Origin of the sequence: Actinopolyspora lacussalsi subsp. righensis (genome assembly GCF_900116555.1) — a bacterium.
Lineage (GTDB): Bacteria > Actinomycetota > Actinomycetes > Mycobacteriales > Pseudonocardiaceae > Actinopolyspora > Actinopolyspora lacussalsi.
Window position 1 is genome coordinate 197,483 of the sequence record NZ_FPAT01000001.1, and the last position, 20,338, is coordinate 217,820.

Below are 20,338 nucleotides of genomic sequence, written 5' to 3' on the forward strand. Positions count from 1 at the left end.
GCCGGCTGAAGGCCCCGCGATCCGGGCGCATCGCCGCACCCGAGCCGGCCACACGGACTTTTCGATCAGTTGCCACGTGAGTGCTGCACCCCGCGACCAAGGCGTGTATGATGAGCCTCGGTCGTTTTTCTGGAGTCGTGTTAGAGCACGTTCGCAGATAGTTGGTGCGGGCGAGCAGCTGTCTTTGGTGTAGCTGGAGTAGGCGCCGTCTGAGATCCACGACCATTGGTGACCGTACGGGACGGTCACCGGTGACCTAATCAGCTCCCGAAAGGAGACAGCCATGCCACAGGGAACCGTCAAGTGGTTCAGCTCGGAAAAGGGCTTCGGCTTCATCGCTCCCGACGACGGCGGGCCGGACGTCTTCGTGCACTACTCCGCGATCGACGCACCGGGCTTCCGCACGTTGGACGAGGCGCAGCAGGTGGAGTACACGGTCAGCCAGGGCTCCAAGGGCCCGCAGGCCGATACCGTCCGCGCGCTCTGATCTCGAGCTTTCGAGCCCGCGAATAAAACACACGACGGTGCCCGCTCCCCCAGGGGTGAGCGGGCACCGTTCGTTTTCGGCCTCGGCACGACGCAACGCCGAGCGTCCGGAGCGGACTTTCGAAACGTGAGAACCGGCGCCGGTGCCTTCGCTCGGCCGAGAGCGGATACCGTCATTCGGTGAAGCTCACCGTGAGCCGCTCCCAGTATCTGAAAAACTCGTCACATTTCAGGCTCTGAACCCCACTGAATGTGACGGCGATCGCAGCGTGTGCGGATGCTCGGCTGCCAGGGTGGACGGCCGATGACCGTTCCCCACCTGCTTCCCCGGTCCGCGGCTGTCGAACCGTTCGCCGAGAGCGACTACCCTGAACATCCCTATCCCGGAACGCGCCCCGACTGCTCCTTCGTTCATCTCGACGGGGTGGGCTACCCGCTGTTGCCCGATTCCACCACCGATTCGGGATGGCGAGTACGCACCGGAACGCGGACGGAACCCTGCCTGGACCGGTGGCTGGCCGAGCACGGTGCCGAACCGCTGCGGCAACGGCGACCGGTACTCGCCTACGGCTCCAACGCCTGCCCGGAGAAGATCGGGTGGCTGCGCCGGAATCTGTCACTGACCGGCCCGGCGGTCGTGCTGCGCGCGGAGTGCGACGGGATGGCAGCGGTCTGGTCCTCGGGACTGCGTCCCCGCGACGGCCAACGACCCGCCGTACTCGCCGCGGCCTCGGGGGTCACCGAGCAGCACACGGTCTGGTACGCCACCGCGGAACAGCGCCGAGTGCTCGACCGGTGCGAAGGGCGCGGCAAGCGTTACCGCTTGGTACGACTACACGACTCCGCCTCGATCGAACTGGAGAACGGTCGAAGCCCCGAGCGTGTGCTCGCTTACACGGCTGCCGCACGAGAGATGGCTCCGCTGCTGGTGAACGGCTCCGTCGTGCGCTGCGAGGAGCTCGAACAACAACAGGCACTCGGCCTCAGCGGCTCACCGGCCGTTGGTGACGGGCTGGCCTGCTCCGAGATCGTGGGGGAACCGCTGCCCGTCTGAAGAACGTCCCGCTGCTACAGCGGAGTGAGTTCGGCTCCGGCCGGTCAGGACTCCGGTGCGGGACACGACCGGCCTTCTGTGCCGTGAATCAACCGGAGCGGACCTGGTTCGTGGCGGGCACCTACGGCGGCGCGGTACGGCGCTCCTGCCGTGTCCCGGAATACCGAAAGGTGACGGCGACAACTCGCGGAGCGCTCCGCTTGATCGGCCGGTCAACGTGCCGTGGGCGGCCTCCCCCGGCAACGGGAACGACTCACCACTCAGCGCGCTCCCGCAACACCCTGATCACCTCCGCCAACCGGCTCATCCCTTCCCGGGCGCCCTCTTCCATACCGCTCTGCACCATCCCGTCGCGGTCGGCAACGGACTGAAACACCGAGGTCCCCACGTAACGGGTCGTCCCCGCCCCGTCCTCCCAGAGGGTGACGGTCTCGAGTGACACGTGTCCGGGCATCCCCTCGTACTCGAAGGTGGCCACTATTCGATGCGGTGGGGTGATGTCGTGGTACACGCCGTGGAAGCGGTACTCGACCCCCTCCTCGTCACGACTGATGTAGTACCAGCTCCCACCGGTGGCTACGTCGTCACGCTCCACCGTGGTGTTGTAGTGCCGGGGTCCCCACCAGCGGGGCACCAACGTCGGCTCGGTGCAAGCGCGGAAGACGATGTCGCGCGGCGCATCGAACACCCTGCTCAGCACGATGTCCTGCCTGCCCGGCATTACGGTGATCTCGGTATCCGACATAGTCGATCTCCTCGCACGGCCTGGTCCGAATCTCCTAACACCCGGAATGCCCGATCGGCGACATGATCGCACTGCGTGATGGGAGTGAATCGTGGCCGCGGCTCCGGGAGCCTCACAGGGTGATCGCCGGGACATTCCGGGACCGCGAGCGACACGTGATCTTCATGCTGTCGGGCGAGTTGTGCGCACAGCCCGGCGGACAGGTGTTGACGGTAATCCCCCGAAAGGCCAACATTGCGTTATAAGCAATTCGGTGCGCAATAAGCAACAAGGTGCTATCGTTCGTGACACTGCGCTGTTGAGGTGCCACTGGTGCGGTTACCCCCGGTGAAACCGGGGAACCACCGGGGCGGTCCACCGATCGCAAGGGAGCCATCGATGCGGATTCTCGTCGCAGACACCTTCCCGGAAACCTCCCTGGCCGAGCTCTCACGACTCGGGCACGAGTGCGTGTACCAGCCCGATCTCGACTCCGAACAGCTGCGTGAGACGCTGGGCGAAGCCGAGGTCCTCGTCGTGCGCAGCACTCCGGTCACCGCCGAAACCCTGGAAGCGGGCGGCGCGCTCCGAATGGTGATCCGGGCCGGCTCCGGCACCAACACGATCGACAGCGCGGCCGCCGCACGACTGGGGATTCACGTCTGCAACGTCCCGGGACGCAACGCGGTGGCCGTCGCCGAGCTGGCATTCGGCCTGCTGCTGGCGCTGGACCGCAACATCGCCGACAACGTCGCCGATCTGCGCGCCGGCCACTGGGACAAACGACGCTACTCGCGTGCCCGGGGAATCCACGGACGCCGGGTGGGCGTGCTGGGACTCGGGCGCATCGGTCTGCGGTTCGCGGAGCGCGCCGCGGCGTTCGGCACCCACGTGTACGCCCTGGACAACCCGGAACGGGACCGGCAGACGAGGGAGCGTGTCGAGGAGCTCGGGATCGAACTCGTCGCCGACCCGCACGAACTCGCGCAGACCTGTGACGTGCTGTCCCTGCACCTGCCGTTGACGGAGGCGACCCACCACATCGTCGATCGCGAGCTGCTCGCCCGGATGCGATCGGACGCGATCCTGTTGAACACCTCCCGTGGCGAGCTGGTCGACGAGGACGCGTTGATCGAGGCCATGGAAAGCCGAGGGATCCGGGCGGGCATCGACGTGTTCCGCGACGAACCGGAGGGCGGAACGGGAAACATCACGTCGCGGCTGGCCGCTCACCCCAACGTGTACGGCACGCATCACATCGGGGCTTCCACCGAGCAGGCCCAGCAAGCCGTGGCCGACGAAGTGGTACACATGATCGGGGCTTTCCGGGCGGGGAGCGTCCTGCACTGTGTCAACGAACAGCACTCACCGCCCGAGCGGACCGGAGCCGCGGCGGTGTCGGCACGTTCCGGTGGTGTCTCATGAACGCCCCGCGCATCCAGCACACCACTACCGTCCCCCGAAACAGCGATCACCATTCCGGTGGAATCACGGTACGCCACCCGCGGCTGCTGGTGCTCGACCAGCGAGGTACCGAACCACTGGACGGCTCCATCGAGCCCGAACGGGTGAGGCGACTGCTCGGCGGTGGCGGCTACACCCGCCCGCCACGGCCCACCGTGGTGGTCTACCGGCTGCGGGCGGGCAGGCACCAACAGACCGGCGTGGTCGTCGAGGTCTCGCTCGACGACTACCGAGCGGGCAGGATCCGCCGCCACGAGGCCACCAGACCCGAGCGGGAACACCGCATCGAACAGCTCACCGAGGCAAGCGGCGTCGAACAGATGCCGGTGACGCTCACGCATCCGGACCGGCCGCATCTGAGCGAGCTCCTCGCCGGAGTGACCGAGCGGGAACCCGATCTTCAGGCGGACGCCACCGGCGGGGTTCGGCACAGCGTGTGGCTGCGACAGGACACCATGCTGGCCAGGACAGTGCGGGAGGAACTGGCGAGTGTTCCGGCGGTCTACATCGCGGACGGCCACCACCGGATGGCGGTCGCCGAGCGGAACGGCCGGTCACACCGGCACTCCACGGAGGAGGATCCGCGTGCGTTCACGTTGGCCGCGTTGTTTCCCAGCAGCCAGATGCGCATTCTCGGTTACCATCGTTGTCTGCCCGCGCACCGTGAGCTGTCCACGGCGTGGGTGCTCGAACGATTGACGGCGTTGCCGGTGGTCACACGAATCGAGGAATGCACCTCGACCGCCACGACCAATCCGGCGGCGGGAGTGGTGTTGCTCCGCCTCAACGACCGGTGTTTCCGGCTTTGGCTGCGCTCGCCCATCGGGCCGAACCAGGTGCGGGCGGGGCTGGACGCGGTGTTGCTCGACGAGCAGTTGTTGCCCGCCGTCTCCCGTATCGTCGATCCGAACGGACAACACGGTGAGAGTTCCGACGGCGGGGGAAAGTGCTGGTGCTCGTCCCGGAACGCGATCTGCCTGGTGCCGCACCCACCAACGGTGGAACAGGTCATGGCGGTGTCCGACTCGGGGTCGGTGATGCCACCGAAATCGACCTGGTTCGACCCGAAGGCCGTCGCCGGGCTCTTCGCTCGCGAACTGCGCTAGCTCCGATCCCGGCCGCGGGCACGAGAGCGCCCGGCACGGCAAGCAGCGGTTTCCGTAACCGCGCGAACGGGGACGAAAATCGGGTGAGCCCGTAGCGGCTCTCGTGCCAGGATCGACCGATGTTCAGCGCTTCTCCCGGAACGGAACAAGTCGGTTACACCGAGCACGGCGACCGCGAAGTGGCATCGCGCGGTGAGATCCTGCGTACTGTCGTCGGTTCCGGAGTGCACGGCATCGCCCTCCCCGGCACTGACGATCACGACGAGATGGGTGTGTTCCTGCAGCCTCCCGAACACGTCCTGGGAATGAAAGCACCGGTGGAGCACTACGTGTACCGGACCCGCCCCGAAGGAGAGCGTTCCGGGCCGGGCGACACCGACCTCGTGCTCTACTCACTGCACAAGTACCTGCGGCTGGCTCTCAAGGGCAATCCCACGGTTCTTATCCCACTCTACGCACCTGAGGAAGCGATAGTGCGATGCGATCCGCTGGGAGAACAGTTGCGCGGTATGTCATCGTCACTGCTGTCGCAGCGGGCCGTACATCGTTTCCTGGGATATCTGAACTCCCAACGCGATCGGCTACTGGAAAACAGCGGGACCGCTCGAACACCGAACCGTCCGGAGTTGGTCTCGGCACACGGCTACGACACCAAGTACGCCTCCCACGCCTTACGGCTGGCCTATCAGGGTCACGAGATCGCCCGGCACGGCCGGTTGACGCTACCGATGCCCGATCGGGAGCGGGAGCATGTGCTCACCGTCAAACGTGGTGAGATCACCGAGCTGCGCCGAGTACTCGACGACATCGAACGGGTGAGCGCCCGAGCGGAACGACTGCTGTCCGAGCAGCGGACGCCGCTTCCGGAGGAGCCCGATCACGAAGCCGTTTCGGCATGGTCCATACGGGCACAACGATCCCACTGGGGATGGGCGTGACACCGCTCGCTCACCGACCGGCAACCCGGATAAGACTGTGGCGTTTGAGCGCCACAGCGTGGGGAAACACTCGAGAAGGACATCCTGATGTGGTCGGGCGGGAAACGTCCCGGAACACCCGGCGGGAAAACACCGGAGGTGAACGATGGGCACGGTACGAGAAATCATGCACCCTGGGGCCGACTGCGTACGCACCTCGGAGACCGCGGCCGACGCCGCCCGGCTCATGGCACGTCTCGCGGTCGGCGCACTTCCCATCTGTGGCAAGGACGACAGGATCAAGGGCATGGTCACGGATCGGGACATCGTGATCAAAGTGGTGGCCGAGGGCCGGGACGCCGGGACGTTCCCGGCGGGCGATCTCAACCAGCAGGAGGCCGTCACGATCGGCGCCGACGATTCCACCGACGAGGCGATGCGCGTCATGAACGAGCACCGGATCCGGCGCCTTCCCGTGATCGACGGGGAACGCCTAGTGGGCATGGTCACGGTTGCCGACATGGCACGCACCATGCCGGAGCCCCGGGTGGGCGAACTGGTCGAGTCACTGTCCGAGGCGTGAAACGGGTGAATCCCCGTGAACCGGGGACACGGACGTTCGCGAGAACGTCCCCTCACTGGCTCGCGCGACGGGACTCGGGCTCACCCGAACGAGGTCAGGAGGCGGTCACCCCGAACACCAGCCCCAGCAGGAAGGTCATCACCGCTGCTCCGGCTCCGATGGCGAGCTGACGCAGGGCGCGCGGCAGCGGGGCGGCCCCGGACAGCACCCCCACCGTGGCTCCGGTGAGCAGCAACGCCGAACCGCTCAACACCGCGGCTACCAGCACGGCGAGTAGGCCGTGGAGCCCGAGGAGAAACGGCAGTACCGGCAACAGCGCCCCGATGGCGAAGGCCGCGAAACTGGAGGCGGCGGCTTTCGCACCACTGCCGACCACTTCCCCACCGTCGGGCTCCTCACCCGCTGGATGCTGTTCCGGAACGGGTCGGCGCAGTACCACTTCGGCACGTCGCTCGGCCTCCGTGGCCGACATACCACGTGCCCGGTACACCAGAGCGAGTTCGTTGGCGTCCACATCCAGCAGCGGCAGCGCCCCGTCCGCCGTGTCGTCGGGCTTTCCCGCCGCGATGAGTTCTCGCTGCGAACTCACGGACACGAACTCGCCCGCGGCCATGGACAGCGCTCCGGCCAACAGCCCGGACAATCCGGTCAAAACCACCAGGGTGGTATCCGCTCCTCCCCCGATCACACCGAGCACCAGGGCGAAATTGCTGACCAGACCGTCGTTGATGCCGAAAACGGCCGCTCGTAGCGTTCCGGACATCCGTGCCCGCCCCTGTGCGGCCAGCGCGCGTACCACTTCGCCGTGCACACGCTCGTCGGCGGCCATGGCCTCGGTAGCGTCGGCGGTGGACTCGTAGTTGGAACGGGTTTCGGCACGCTGCACCAGCGCCAGCACGAAGATCCATCCGAATCCGCGAGCGAGGAAGGCCAACACCCGCATTCGGAACGTGGCGCGGCGCGGCTCACCGATGTACTCCCCGAGCAGGCGCCGCCAGTGCTCGGCGTGACGCTGCTCTGCCTCGGCCAACCGCAACAGGATCTCCCGTTCCGTGCCGTGCCTGCGGTCGGCGAGCTCACGATAAACGGTGGCCTCGGCTCGTTCGTCGGCCAGCATCCTGCGCCAGGCCCGTAGTTTCGCGGCGGATGGCGGGTGCCTGTCGGCGGCGGGCTGCTCGGACACGACATCGAGGATGCCACCCGTCACGGAACCGGGCCGTTCGAAACCCGAACCGGAAGAAGCCCGGTCTGAAAAGAACCCCGGCCCGAAAAGAACCCCGGTGCGTTCGACGAGGAGTTCCGGTCCGGACCGAAAGTCCGTACGCAGCGGTCCGGACCGAAGGGGCGGGGCGTGACACGCCCACGGCACGGTAACCAGCACGGTTGCCGATTCGGAGTTCCGGGGTAAGCATGGCGCTCGCAGTAACCCCCGAGTGGAGGACCGCAGCCATGCGTTCGAGCACAGACCGAATCCTCACCACCCAGGCTGGAAGTCTGCCGCGTCCGGAAGAACTCATCGAGCTCAATCGTTCCCGGGCCGAGGGAGGTATCGATGAGCAGCAGTACCACAGCGGAGTGAACCAGGCCGTCACCGAACTGGTGGAACGGCAACGCGGTGCCGGACTCGACCTGGTCGGAGACGGGGAATTCGGTAAATCGGTGAGTCAACGGGTGGACTACGGGGCCTGGTGGTCGTACTCGTTCCAACGGCTCGGTGGTCTGGAGCTCGCCGATTCCTCGTTGTTCGAGACGAGCCACGAGGGACGGCGAGCCACCGAAGAAGTGGCTCTGACCAGTTTCGGGAATCGACGGGACCGTGTCAGATTCGCCGAAGCCTACGCCGATCCGACATCGGGTGTGGAGGTCTCCACCAGTCCGATGAGCTTCCCCGTGTGCCGGGGACCGCTGACCTACGTCGGCCACGAAGCGATCAACGCCGACATCGCGAGGTTCAAACGTGCGCTGCGGGCCAACGGCCTGGAGGAAGGCTTCATGACGGCGATCGCCCCGGCGAGCTGTTCCCGGATCGGCAACGAGTACTACGACAGCCAGGAGGAGTTCCTCTACGCGTGCGCGGAGGCGATGCGGGAGGAGTACAAGGCGATCATCGACGCCGGTCTCATTCTGCAGCTCGACGATCCCGCCATCGCGGAGAACTGGGACCAGGTGAACCCGGAACCGTCCGTGGCGGACTACAAGCGGTTCACCATGCGCCGCGTGGAGGCGCTCAACCATGCGATCCGTGATCTGCCCAAGGACCGCATCCGGTTCCACCTGTGCTGGGGCAGCTGGCACGGCCCGCACACCACTGATCTGCCGATGCGCGATCTCGTCGACGTCCTGCTCTCGATCGATGTGCGAGCCTACTCGTTCGAGGCGGGCAACGTCCGGCACGAGCACGAGTGGAAGGTCTGGCAGGACGTCACTCTGCCGGACGACAAACTGATCCTGCCCGGTGTGGTCAGCCACGCTACCAACGTGGTCGAGCATCCCGAACTGGTCGCCGACCGCATCGTGCGGTTCGCGGAATGCGTGGGGCGTGAGCGAGTGGTGGCCTCCACGGACTGTGGGCTGGGCGGACGGGTCCATCCACAACTGGCCTGGGCGAAACTGGAATCGCTGGCACAGGGCGCGGAACTGGCGACCGAACGTCTCTGGCCCTGAGCGCGTGACAGCAGCGGCGCTTTCTCCGCCACTGTCGCGGAGGAAGCGCCACGGTTGCGATGTTCGGGCACGGAAACCTCGGAACCGTTCCCGACAGCGGATGATTGACCTAGCATCGCCGATGATGGACACCTCCGGTTCCCAGGAAGCGCTGTCGCTCTCTGAAGCGGAACGGGAATGGCTGATTCGTTGGACGAGACTGCCGTCCACCTCGCAAGCGGTCGCGCTGCGCTGTCGTATCGTGCTGGAGTGCGCACGCGGGCTGTCCGACGCGAGCGTTGCCCGCGAAGTCGGAGTTTCCGCACAGGTGGTCGGCAAATGGCGGCGACGCTTCCGCCAGGGACGGCTCGCGGCGTTGAAGGACCGGCCCCGTTCGGGGGCACCACGGTCGATCTCGGAGGAACAGGTACAGACGATTCTGGAAGCGGTACTGACCGAACCACCACCGAACGGCATCAGGTGGACCAAGCGCGCGCTGTCCAGTCGGGCCGGAGTGTCCCCCTCCTCGGTGATGCGAATTCTGTACCGACTCGGCATCAGCACCGCACAAACCGGTCGAACGAACGAAACCACCAGGAACGCCCCCTGGACGGCCCTCTACCTCGCTCCGCCGGAGTCGATCATGGTCATGGCCTTCGACGAGAGTCACGATCCCGACAACGGCGCGGGCAGGGTTTTCCCACCGGCTCCCGGTGACCACGACGTGGTGCTGCGTACGGAACTGGCGAACCGCCTCTCCCATCCCACCGGAAACGACAGTTCGGGGAATCTGGTGCGGTTCCTCCGCGACCTGGAGAACCGAAAATTCGACAACCGCGACATCCACCTGATCTGTCACGGTCACGGAACTCGCAAGATCGAGGCGATCCGCCGCTGGCAGGAACAGCACTCCGGACTGCACCTGCACTTCACACCGGACAAGGAACTGTGGCTCCGGCTGGTGGAGCGCTACTTCACACCGCTGCTCACCTCCACCGTCTCCGACGGACGGTCACCGCTCACCGTGTTCGCGGCGGAGCTGCGTCGCTGGTCGCGGCAACGTCGCAGGGCGGACACGCTCACGTGGTTCCATCCTTGAGCGGAAAAGCCACGTCGGGAAACACGAATTTGTGGTCCGCTCTGCCACGGAGGGCGATCACGGTCGCCTACATTGCCCGCCATGACGGAACGAGAACCCGACGACGAGCACGAAGCGGACCAGCGCGGCACGACACGACGCACCGCTCTCGCCGCGTTCGGCGGTCTGGGAATCGGCACACTCGCCGCGGGAACCGGTCGGGAGCCGGCGAACGCGACCGGATCCGCCGAGGACACCCAGTCCGGCGGGCGATTTCAGCCCTCCTGCGTGCTGGCACCGGAACAGATGGAAGGTCCCTACTATCTGGACTACCGGATTCTCCGAAGGAACATAACCGAGCACAAACGCGGCATCGACCTGCTGCTGAACATCGTCGTGGTGGACGCCTCCAACTGTGAACCGCTGCCCGGCATCGCGGTCGACATCTGGCACTGCGACGCACTCGGCGTCTATTCCTCCTACACCGAGTACGACGACGGCGAGATCCCACCGCTGGACGAAACCGGACACGCCGAGCCGACCGACCACACCACGTGGCTACGTGGTGTGCAGCTGACCGATCGACGCGGTTTCGCGAATTTCCGCAGCATCGTGCCCGGTTGGTACCGGGGGCGGACCACGCACATCCATATCAAGACGATCACCGGTGGACACCGCGAGGACGGCAGCTGGCGGGGCGGGGACACTTCGCACACCGGCCAGCTCTACTTTCCGCGGGAGTTCAACGAACGCCTCGCCCGCACCGAACCGTATTCGCACAACACCGTCCCACGCACCACCAACGCCGAGGACCTGCTGTACAACTCGGATGACGAGGGCCCGATGACGCGATTGCGGATCGGGCGTGTGCCGGTCGGATCCGTCCGACCGACGATCAGCGCTTCGATCGTGCTGGGCATCCACCCGGAAGCGACACCTCCGCCGGAGGGGTTGCCCCCAGGAACGCAGCCACCGGGCTGAGCGAAGTTCGAGGAGGCCCCGAGACGCTCGGCCGGGCCTCCTCGATCGCGTCGTCCGAGCACCCGACGGTCGAGTCACAGAGTGCTCGGACGACCCGGCTGGAAGACTTCGCTCAGTGCGAGGAGGCTTTCTCCGCCCCGGCACCGGTCAGGGAACGCACCTCCATCTCGGCGTACTTGGCCTCGTCGTGTTCGCCGGAGAGCACGGTGCCGAGCCAACCGAGGAAGAACGAGGCCGGGATGGAGACCAGACCGGGATTCTCCAGCGGGAACCACTGGAAGTCCACGCCGCTGAGCATGGCGGTCTCACTGCCGGACACAGCGGGCGAGAACACGATGAGCAGTATCGCGATGCCCAGACCACCGTAGATACTGCACAACGCGCCGGTGGTGTTGAACCGCTTCCAGAACAACGAGTACAGAATCGTCGGCAGGTTCGCCGAAGCGGCGACCGCGAACGCCAGGGCCACCAGGAACGCCACGTTCTGGTTGCGGGCGAGGATGCCGCCGACGATGGCCACGGCACCGATCACCACGGCGGTGATCCGTGCGACGCGGACCTCCGCCTGCTTGTCGGAGGCCTCGCCCCTCTTGATGACGTTGGCGTAGATGTCGTGCGCGAAGGATGCGGACGCCGTGATCGTCAGTCCCGCCACCACCGCGAGGATGGTCGCGAAGGCCACGGCGGAGATGAAGCCCAGCAGGACCGGACCACCCAGCGCCTGGGCCAACAACGGTGCCGCGGAGTTGGAGGCCCCCGGGGCCTGGCTGATCGTCTCCGGTCCGACCATGGCGGCCGCGCCGTAGCCGAGCACCAGGGAGAACAGGTAGAACAGCCCGATCAGGAAGATGGCCCAGACCACGGAACGACGCGCTTCCCGTGAGGTCGGGACGGTGTAGAACCGCATCAGTACGTGCGGCAGACCCGCCGTGCCGAGCACCAGTGCCAGTCCCAGCGACAGGAAGTCCAACTTGCTGATCTCGGAGGTACCGTACTTCGCCCCCGGTTCGAGCAGTCGCTGTCCGTCGGCACCGGCCTTGTCCACCGCTCCCTGCAGCAGAGCCGAGAAGTCGAAACCGTACTTGGCGAGCACCCAGAGGGTCATCGCACCGGCACCGGCTATCAGCAGGCCCGCCTTGATGATCTGCACCCAGGTCGTCCCCTTCATACCACCGACGAGGACGTAAATGATCATGATGACGCCGACGACGGCGATCACCAGGCTGACACCGACCGGGTTGCTGATTCCCAGCAGCAGTGACACCAGGACTCCGGCCCCGGCCATCTGGGCCAGCAGGTAGAAGAAGCTCACCGCCAGTGTCGAGGTCGCGGCGGCCGCCCGCACCGGACGTTGGCGCATCCGGAAGGCGAGCACGTCACCCATGGTGAACTTGCCGGTGTTGCGCAGCAGTTCGGCGACCAGCAGCAGCGCGACGAGCCAGGCAACGAGAAAGCCGATCGAGTACAGGAAGCCGTCGTAGCCGTACAGCGCGATGGCACCGACGATCCCGAGGAAGGACGCCGCGGAGAGGTAGTCACCGGAGATGGCTATCCCGTTCTGCGGACCGGAGAACGCTCGCCCGGCGGCGTAGTAGTCCGAGGCGGTCTTGGTGGTGCGACTGGCGCGCAACACCACGACCAGGGTAACGACGACGAAAGCGACGAATATACTGATGTTGATGACGGGATTGCTGCCCTGCAGCCCACCGCTCTGCGCCAACTGGGTCATTCCGACCTCCCCTCGATCTCCTCACGGATCCTGCCCGCCACCGGATCGAGCCGCCGGTTCGCGAACCGCACGTAGATTCCGGTGATCACGAAGGTGGACACGAACTGCAGCAGTCCCAGCACCAGACCAACGTTGATGTTGCCGACGAGCTTGATCGACATGAACCCGTGGGCGTAGTCGGCGAGCAACACGTACAGCAGGTACCAGCTCAGAAACAGCACGGCCACGGGAAAGACGAAACCGCGCAACCTGCGGCGCAGGGCCACGAAGTCCGCGCTGGCGTGGGCCTCCTTCCACTGTTCGACCGTCGGGTCACGGGACTCGGACTCGTCGGTTGTCACGAGCGACCTCCTCACACGAAAGAGTGACTCAAGGCACAGTAGGAAGAGCGCGCCGTGTTGGGGAGGCACGTGGGACGAATGGGCGAACCGTGCGACGAGCGGTGGACGAGCGGGGTGACGAACGAGACGAACGAGACGCTCCCGGAGAAGACGACGCGGGCGACGCGGAATCCGTCGCCGATCCTCACCGCCCGGATTCCGGCGTCGTCCGTTGGTCCAGATGCAGCCGCAGCATGGCCGACCTGGACCGCGAGGAGGCACCGCTTCGCAGTGAGACCAGCACCATCGTGCCGAAGGCCAGCGGTACCGCCCACGGCGCCGGTTGAGCCAGCAGAATCGCCCACCAGCCACGCAGCTCCGGACCGAACAGCGTCACCACGATTCCGGCCGAGGAACCGAGCAGTCCGACAAGTACGCCGCTGACAGCGCCCGCCGCCGTGAGCCGCCACCACCAGATCCCCAACACCAGCAGCGGGCAGAAGGTCGCCGCCGCGAGTGTGAACGCCCAGGTGACCAGAATGTTGGTTTCCAGCGGAGCCGCGAACAGCGCCAGCAGGATGACCACCGCGGCCGCGAGCAGGGCGGTACCGCGCAGTCGCCCCAGCCCTCCGGGCGCGAGGTCGTGCGAGACGGCTCCCGCGAGTACCAGTAACAGTCCCAACGAGGTGGCCAGGAACGCCGCGAACGCACCACCGGTCAACAGCACGGTGAACAGCGTGCCCACCCAACCGCCGTCCACGCGCGCGGGCAGCGCCACCACCACCGTGTCCGTTCCTCCGGACAGGTAGAGCCGCGGCAGCAGCACCCTGCCCAGCGCCCCGTAAACACCGGGAAACAGGTAGAACACGCTCAGCAGTCCCACCGTCAGAGCAGCGGTACGACGCGCGGCCGCCCCGTCGGGAGTGGTGTGGAACCGAACCACCACGTGCGGGAGCCCCATGGTGCCGAACATGGTGGCGATCAGTACCGCCCAGGTTCCGAACAGCGGATGTCCGGCATCGGCGACGTCCAGCAGCGGAAGTCGCCATCGTTCCCCTCCCGGACGACCACCGGAACCGACGTGCGGCACGGGCTCTCCCGCCGGGAAGACGAGAGTCCGGCCCGCCCGCACCCGGTGCGTGCCAGGCTGCAGCACACGGTCGCTACCACCCGGACGATGGATCCGCGTCGGCTCGGTGATCCGGAACGTGACCCCGATGCGGAACTCCACACGGGTCCGTTCCTCGAAGTGTTCGAACTCCACGGGCCGCAACGCCTGTTGCCGCACGTCGGCTCCGGCGTGGACCGTCAACCACACGGCGGGCACGGCGAACAGCAACAGCTTCAGGCAGAACTGCACCGCCTGCACGTAGGTGGCCGCCCGCATACCGCCGAGCGCCAGGGTGACGCTGATGACGCCCCCGGCGACGACCACCCCGACCCAGTACGGCGTGGCGCTGACCGCGCTGAGCACCAGTCCCGCCGTGCGGAACTGCGGCACCAGGTACAGCACCGCGATCAGCAGCACCACCACGGCGGTCAGCTTGCGCAGCGCTGTGGAGGACAACCGGGCCTCGGCGAAATCGGGGACCGTCAACGCTCCCGAGCGCCGCATGGGAGCGGCGACCAGCACCAGCATCGCCACATAACCGGCTGTGAATCCGACGGGGTACCAGAGCGCGCCCGGCCCGTCCTTGACCATCATGCCCGCGATCCCCAGAAACGACGCGGCCGAGAGGTACTCACCGGAGACGGCAGCCGAATTCAACAGCGGCGAGACCTGTCTGGACGCGACCAGGAAGTCCGAGGTGGTCCGCATCGCGGCGACGCCGCGCACCCCGACGAACAGGGTGAGCAGCACCACCGGCGCGACCGCCAGCACCGCCACTGTCATCGGTGCCGCTCCAGCCGCTCGGCGCGCCGCAGCTGCCGCCACGCCAGCAGCACCATCGCCGGGAACGGGACGAGCACCGGGAGCAACCAGGAGACCGGAATCCCCGCCACCCGCGCCGAGGTGACCATCGGCAGGTAGGCCTGTACCAGGGGGAGACCGAACACGAGCAGGACCAGTCCGGACAACGTGATCGCCCCGTGAAACCGCTGGACACGGTAGAGCCGGGTGGCCCGTTCGAGTTCGGCGGGCCCCAGCGGTGGCTCGCTCCAGTTGGTCCGTGAGACCCGTCGGACACGAGCCATCCGGGTCTGGGGACTCATGACCGGAACCCGTTTACCCTCGCTCATCGGCTTCCCCGGGACGCACTGTCCAGCTCGACCCGTTGGGCCTGGTGCAGCAACTTCTCGCGCAGTTCGCGCGCGTGCCGTCTGCTGACCGGGACGTCACCGAGCTCGGTGTGCGCCACGAGACCACCCGCCGAGTCGCTGCGCAGCTCCAGCACCGCCTGCAACGCGACCAGAAAGCTGCGGTGCACTCGTTGGAAACCGGCCGAGCACCAGTACTCCGCCAGCCGTGAGATGGGCATCCGCACCACGTGCTCCCCCCAAGGGGTGTGCAGTCGGACGTAGTCACCGTCGGCGGACACGAAACGCACGTCGCCACGGCGCACGTACTTGGTGCGACCGGCGGTTTCCACCGGCAGCGCGGGCATCGCGTCGGCCACCGGAACGTGCTGCTGCGAGTCGGCCGCATCACGGGGGGAGGCCACCACCCTGCTCACCTTCGCCAGTGCCGCGGCCAGCCGTTCGGCACGTACCGGTTTGAGCAGGTAGTCGACGGCTCCGATGTCGTATGCCGTCACGGCGTGCCCGTCGTAGGCCGTGACGAACACGATCACCGGCGGAGAACTCAGCCTGGTCAACAGCGATGCGAGTTCGATGCCGTCGAGGCCGGGCATCGATATGTCCAGGAACACCACGTCGAACCGGTCGCTCTGTATCAGTTTCAGCGCCGCCAACGCCTCGTCGGCTCCCGTCACCTCGGCTACCTCGGGAGCGGCTCGCAGCATCTCGCGGAGCTCGTCCAAGGCCGGGCGAACGTCGTCGACAGCCAGCACTCGAAGTCCTCGGGTCATCGCGGCACCACTCCGGGTTGAAACATGGGTACCCGGAAAATCACCTTTGTCCCCGCCCCTCGCGCGGTCTCGACGACCAGGCCGTACCAGGCACCGTAGATGGATCGCAACCTGCGATCCACGTTGGCCAGGCCGACACTGTTCTCGGAACCACGACCGGCCAGTATCTCCTCCGCGTCGGCCGGGTCCATGCCCACTCCGTCGTCCTCCACACTGATCACCAGATCGCTTCCGGCCGCCTCGCCGGAGACCTGCACGAGGCCGGCCCCGTCGGCGCCCCCGCCGAAAGCCGGTTGGATCCCGTGCCGCACCGCGTTCTCCACCAAGGGCTGTAGTACCAGGTAGGGCACGGACACGGCCAGCACGTCGGGCGCCACACGAATCTGTACCCGCAGTCGACTGCCGAGCACCGCACGCTGCAGCGCGAGATAGGTCTCGATGGCGTGGAACTCGTCGGAAACGGTGGCGTACTCACGGTTTCGCGCGAGACCGTAGCGGATGAAATCGGCGAAATCGAGCACGAGCTCACGGCTGCGATCCGGCTCGGAGCGGATGAGAGATCCGATAACGGTCAACGCGTTGTAGACGAAGTGCGGGGATATCTCGGAACGCAACGCGCGCAGCTCGGAACGCGCTGCCCGCTCGGCGGTGCTTTCCAGCCTGCCGCGTTCCAACGAGTCCTCGATCCAGTCTCCGGCCCGGTTCACCGCGGACACCGACACACGACCGCTGACCAGCAGCACCCCCACGAGCTCAGCACTCGAGTGGAGCGGAACGGCGGTCAGCGGCGGTCGACCGTGCCGCGTCTCGGTGTGCAGCACTTTGTCGATCAACTTGGCTGCGCCTCGCGGATCGTTCGGAGTTCCCGCCCGCACCCAGTCACCGGACAGCCCGGTCAGCACCACCGCCCGGGCACGAAGCAGTCGTCGAAGATCCCGTACGGCCGCTTTGACCCCGGTCCCGCTCAGACCTTCCTTGAGGTTCTTCGTGATCCGGTGCGCCGTGGTCACGCTGGTCATCGGATCGGGCGCTGACCACCCGGTCCGAGGCTCCGCGAAGCCAGGTGCTCGATCGGCGGGCACGGGCATGAACGCTCCTAGCACTGTCGAGACGGCCCGCCGGATACTAGTGCTTCGGCCACCCCCATCCGAAGGATGTTCATCGGACTCGGTCGCCGAGACCTCGGGCGTGCTGTCCGTAGCTCCCGGAGAGGAGACGGTAGCGCCCCTCGGGAGCGGCAGGGAAGGCGATTCCGGGCGAAATCTCGGCCCGGAACGATTCCGCGGAGTTCACGGCGAACACGCACGGAGGCGACGATTCCAGCTTATCGGAATATTCCATCCAGTGTTACGGCCCAGTGTTACGGGCACGAATTGATCCGGTCACAGGTATTCTCATGATCGCGACGGGGCGTAAAATGTACCGGCCGCGATCTCCGGACCCGTTCGCCGCAGGCGGAGGATTGATGACCAGATATTTTCCGCTGGTGTCGGCACTGGTGTGCTGTTACGTGGTGGCTGTGATCGCCGTTCTGGGGTCGGGAGTACTCACCGAGGAATCAGCGCTGATCGTCGACGACGCGGCACAACTGGTCAGTGGTAGTGGAGCGACGATCGCCTGCTGGTGGCGGGCTCGGCACAACCACGGCGGTCAACGGCACTGGCGGGTGCTGCTGGGGCTCGGTACCGCGGGCTGGACCGCTGGCATGGCGGTATGGGCCTGGTTCCGCACCTTCGCCGACACACCGTTGCCGTCGCCGTCGCTGGCCGATGTCGGTTTTCTGACCCTGCCGGTGTTCGCGTTGCCCGCCCTGTTGGTGTTCGCCGAGGACGGTCGACCCGTCAGGGGAATCACGGCACGTTCCGCCCGAGCGGCGGCCCGCACCCGCGCCGTCCTCGTGCTGGACGGTCTGATCGTCACCGGCTCGCTGTTCCTGTTGACCTGGGCGACCGCGTTGGGCGCCGTGGTGAGTTCGGGAGCACCGACCGCGTTGGGATTCGTGGTGGCGGTGGCGTACCCGGTTACCGATCTCGTGCTCGTGGTGATCGTCGTACTGCTCGCCTCCTTCCGACGCGCCCGCAACAGTCTGCGGTTGCTGCTGCTGGGTTCGGGCCTGATCGCCCTGTCGGTCTCCGACAGCATCTTCGCCTACCTGGTCAGCAGCGGCGCGGCCAGCATGAACCCCCTGTTCGACGCGGGCTTCGTGGCGGGACCGGCGCTGATCGCGTTGGCAGCGATCGTCCCCGACGATCACGAAGCAGCGTCCGGGCACGAATGGCGGGAGCGCACCGTCGACTGGGCGCATCTCATGCTGCCGTACCTGCCGTTGATGGTGGCTGCCTCCTACACGACCGTGAAAACCGTGCTGGGAGCCGGCACGGACGACCTCGAAGTGGTCGGAGTCTTCCTGCTGTTCGTGCTGGTCGTCCTGCGACAGCTGGTGACTCTCATCGACAACGCCAAGCTGTTGGAGAAGGTGCGGAACACCCAGGAGGATCTGGCTCACCAGGCTTCGCACGACCCCCTGACCGGACTGGCGAACCGCACGCTGCTCTACGAGAGACTGCACGACAGCATCACGCGCAACAGCCGGACGCACTACCCGTTCGGACTGCTGTACCTGGATCTCGACGGCTTCAAGGCGGTCAACGACACCTTCGGGCACTCCGCGGGGGACGCGCTGCTGCGCGCCGTGGCCGACAGGCTCCGCGAATGCGTGCGGACGGCAGACACCGTGGCCCGACTCGGCGGGGACGAATTCGCCGTGCTGGTCGCCACGGAACGCAGGCAGGAGTCCGAGCTGGTCGGCGGGAGGGTGCTGGCGGCACTGCAGCGTCCCTTCACCGTCGAGGGCCGAAGTCACACGATAGGCGGCAGCCTCGGGATCGTGCACTGCCCGGTCGATGAGGAGATCTCGGCCCAGACACTGCTGCATCACGCCGACGCGGCGATGTACGCCACGAAACAACGGCGCAAACAGCGGGGCGGCGAAACACCGCCTCAAGGGACTGCCCCCGACGACGAACCGGCCGGCGCGGGGGCGGTGGAAGAGGGGGCGATCCGTGCTGCTCCGTCGGTTCACGACGAACCGCCGGATACCGAAGCCCACTCCGTCCACGATGGCACCACCGCTCCGGACGATCCCGCTGTTCCGGACAACCCCAATGTTCCGGACGATGGGATCTCGCTGCACAACTGATCCCGTCCTGCCAGTGCACAGTGGCTCCACGCGGCTGGAACCACGAGACGGGAAGCTGAGACTACCCGCTACGAATCAGCTCGTGCGAGCCGTAGTGGGCTGACCGGCCACTCCCCCCGCGGGAGCAGCCGGTGAGCACTTCAGGGAGACGGCCGGAGAACCGCCGTCTCCCTTCCATGACTCAGCCCCCTTCGCCTGGCTCAGTGTTTCGGCAACAACCCGAACACCGTGGACGTGGCCCCCGAACCGTTGCGATGAGCGGGACCGCCCGCCAACACCCAACCGCCGGTGGTGGGGAGACGTTCCAGATTCGCCAGAACCTCCAGACTGATGCGGTGCCGCTTATACAGCATCAGCGACACCCGATACTGGTGGTCCGTTCCGACATCGGGGCTGAAGGTGTCGGTACCGAGGGCTCCGCGATAACCGAGTCGACCGGTTTCCAGCAGCCAACTCACCGCCTCGGGGGAGAACCCGGGGTGATGCATCCGCCCCTGTTCGTCGAGGTTGCGGAAAGCGGGGGTACCCCATTTTTCCTGCCAACCGGTCCACAGCACCACCGCGGCGTTTCGCGGAATCGGACCGTGCCGCCGTTCGAAGCGCCACAGGTCCTCCACCGTGACAGCGTGGTCGGGGTCGCGTTCGGCCTCGCGACGAACATCGATCTTGACCGCCGGAAGCAGCAGATCCTCGGGGTCCAACTCGTCGGCACCGGGCTCACCCGCGTTGAAGTGACAGGGGGCTCCGAAGTGCGTACCGGTGTGCTCCCCCTCCTGCACGTACTGCAGGTAGAATCCGTCCTGTTCGAGCGTGGCCACGGTGCTCAGGGTGAACTCCGGATCCCCCGGATAAATACTGGTCGTCTCCGGATCGTTGACGTGCGAGAGGTTCACCAACCTCATGTCGCCCGGGTCGAATCCCGGTCGGCGACCTCCTCCACCACCACCGGACTCGGCGCGAGCGGAACGCGCCAACCCGACCGAGGCGGCCAACCCCGCACTCCAGCTCACCAGTTTCCGCCGTGC

The 20,338-nt window shown here is 66.5% G+C and carries 19 protein-coding genes; 10 read left to right on the top strand and 9 right to left on the bottom strand.

Going from position 1 to position 20,338, the window contains the following annotated elements; genetic code table 11:
• Positions 1-283 precede the first annotated feature (283 nt).
• Positions 284-487, top strand: coding sequence for a cold-shock protein (locus tag BM394_RS00890; protein ID WP_017974938.1), 204 nt, complete (start codon positions 284-286; stop codon positions 485-487).
• Between the two features lie 303 nt (positions 488-790).
• Entirely contained in the window at positions 791-1,540 is a 750-nt protein-coding gene (locus tag BM394_RS00895) for a hypothetical protein (protein WP_092972765.1), read from the top strand.
• Positions 1,541-1,793: 253 nt separating this feature from the next.
• Here BM394_RS00895 and BM394_RS00900 read toward each other — a convergent pair whose 3' ends face one another.
• On the bottom strand, positions 1,794-2,285 hold the full coding sequence (locus BM394_RS00900) for an SRPBCC family protein (protein WP_092972767.1): 492 nt from the start codon (positions 2,283-2,285) through the stop codon (positions 1,794-1,796).
• Between the two features lie 378 nt (positions 2,286-2,663).
• On the opposite strand from BM394_RS00900, the gene BM394_RS00910 reads away from it, so the two are divergent.
• The 4 genes from BM394_RS00910 (at position 2,664) to BM394_RS00925 (ending at position 6,334) form a co-directional block, all read left to right on the top strand.
• Entirely contained in the window at positions 2,664-3,689 is a 1,026-nt protein-coding gene (locus BM394_RS00910) for an NAD(P)-dependent oxidoreductase (RefSeq protein WP_092972771.1), read from the top strand.
• A complete protein-coding gene (locus tag BM394_RS00915; protein ID WP_092972773.1) occupies positions 3,686-4,834 on the top strand; it encodes a DUF1015 family protein in 1,149 nt (382 codons plus the stop codon). The genes BM394_RS00910 and BM394_RS00915 overlap by 4 nt, the downstream gene beginning before the upstream one ends.
• 119 nt (positions 4,835-4,953) lie before the next feature.
• Positions 4,954-5,772 (top strand): nucleotidyltransferase domain-containing protein, encoded by an 819-nt coding sequence (locus BM394_RS00920; protein WP_092972775.1) that lies wholly within the window; start codon positions 4,954-4,956, stop codon positions 5,770-5,772.
• A gap of 145 nt (positions 5,773-5,917) precedes the next feature.
• Positions 5,918-6,334, top strand: coding sequence for a CBS domain-containing protein (locus tag BM394_RS00925; RefSeq protein WP_092972777.1), 417 nt, complete (start codon positions 5,918-5,920; stop codon positions 6,332-6,334).
• A gap of 94 nt (positions 6,335-6,428) precedes the next feature.
• Here BM394_RS00925 and BM394_RS00930 read toward each other — a convergent pair whose 3' ends face one another.
• Positions 6,429-7,451, bottom strand: coding sequence for a VIT1/CCC1 transporter family protein (locus BM394_RS00930; protein ID WP_092973602.1), 1,023 nt, complete (start codon positions 7,449-7,451; stop codon positions 6,429-6,431).
• A 332-nt stretch (positions 7,452-7,783) separates the two neighbouring features.
• On the opposite strand from BM394_RS00930, the gene BM394_RS00935 reads away from it, so the two are divergent.
• From BM394_RS00935 to BM394_RS00945, 3 genes are all read left to right on the top strand, one after another.
• The gene (locus tag BM394_RS00935) at positions 7,784-8,998 is read left to right on the top strand and encodes a cobalamin-independent methionine synthase II family protein (RefSeq protein ID WP_092972779.1); all 1,215 of its coding nucleotides are present in this window, start codon (positions 7,784-7,786) and stop codon (positions 8,996-8,998) included.
• A gap of 124 nt (positions 8,999-9,122) precedes the next feature.
• Positions 9,123-10,076, top strand: a complete 954-nt coding sequence (locus tag BM394_RS00940) for a helix-turn-helix domain-containing protein (protein WP_175529906.1) — start codon at positions 9,123-9,125, stop codon at positions 10,074-10,076.
• Between the two features lie 81 nt (positions 10,077-10,157).
• On the top strand, positions 10,158-11,036 hold the full coding sequence (locus BM394_RS00945; RefSeq protein ID WP_092972782.1) for an intradiol ring-cleavage dioxygenase: 879 nt from the start codon (positions 10,158-10,160) through the stop codon (positions 11,034-11,036).
• 112 nt (positions 11,037-11,148) lie between these two features.
• On the opposite strand, the gene BM394_RS00950 is transcribed toward BM394_RS00945, so the two are convergent.
• From BM394_RS00950 to BM394_RS00975, 6 genes are all read right to left on the bottom strand, one after another.
• On the bottom strand, positions 11,149-12,765 hold the full coding sequence (locus BM394_RS00950; protein WP_092972784.1) for a solute symporter family protein: 1,617 nt from the start codon (positions 12,763-12,765) through the stop codon (positions 11,149-11,151).
• Positions 12,762-13,106 (bottom strand): DUF485 domain-containing protein, encoded by a 345-nt coding sequence (locus BM394_RS00955; RefSeq protein ID WP_092626899.1) that lies wholly within the window; start codon positions 13,104-13,106, stop codon positions 12,762-12,764. The genes BM394_RS00950 and BM394_RS00955 overlap by 4 nt, the downstream gene beginning before the upstream one ends.
• A gap of 184 nt (positions 13,107-13,290) precedes the next feature.
• Entirely contained in the window at positions 13,291-14,979 is a 1,689-nt protein-coding gene (locus BM394_RS00960) for a sodium/solute symporter (RefSeq protein WP_092972786.1), read from the bottom strand.
• Positions 14,976-15,299 carry a hypothetical protein gene (locus BM394_RS00965; protein WP_245779893.1) on the bottom strand — a complete coding sequence of 108 codons (324 nt, stop codon included), beginning with the start codon at positions 15,297-15,299 and terminating at the stop codon, positions 14,976-14,978. The genes BM394_RS00960 and BM394_RS00965 overlap by 4 nt, the downstream gene beginning before the upstream one ends.
• 23 nt (positions 15,300-15,322) lie before the next feature.
• Entirely contained in the window at positions 15,323-16,114 is a 792-nt protein-coding gene (locus BM394_RS00970; RefSeq protein ID WP_092972790.1) for a LytR/AlgR family response regulator transcription factor, read from the bottom strand.
• Positions 16,111-17,202: a sensor histidine kinase gene (locus BM394_RS00975; protein ID WP_092972792.1), complete on the bottom strand. Its 1,092-nt coding sequence runs from the start codon at positions 17,200-17,202 to the stop codon at positions 16,111-16,113. The genes BM394_RS00970 and BM394_RS00975 overlap by 4 nt, the downstream gene beginning before the upstream one ends.
• Positions 17,203-17,579: 377 nt before the next feature.
• Between BM394_RS00975 and BM394_RS00980 the strand changes: the two genes are divergently transcribed.
• Positions 17,580-19,313 carry a GGDEF domain-containing protein gene (locus BM394_RS00980; RefSeq protein WP_175529907.1) on the top strand — a complete coding sequence of 578 codons (1,734 nt, stop codon included), beginning with the start codon at positions 17,580-17,582 and terminating at the stop codon, positions 19,311-19,313.
• Between the two features lie 200 nt (positions 19,314-19,513).
• Here the strand turns inward: BM394_RS00980 and BM394_RS00985 are convergent, their stop codons facing one another.
• On the bottom strand, positions 19,514-20,323 hold the full coding sequence (locus BM394_RS00985) for a cyclase family protein (protein ID WP_217643269.1): 810 nt from the start codon (positions 20,321-20,323) through the stop codon (positions 19,514-19,516).
• Positions 20,324-20,338: the final 15 nt, after the last annotated feature.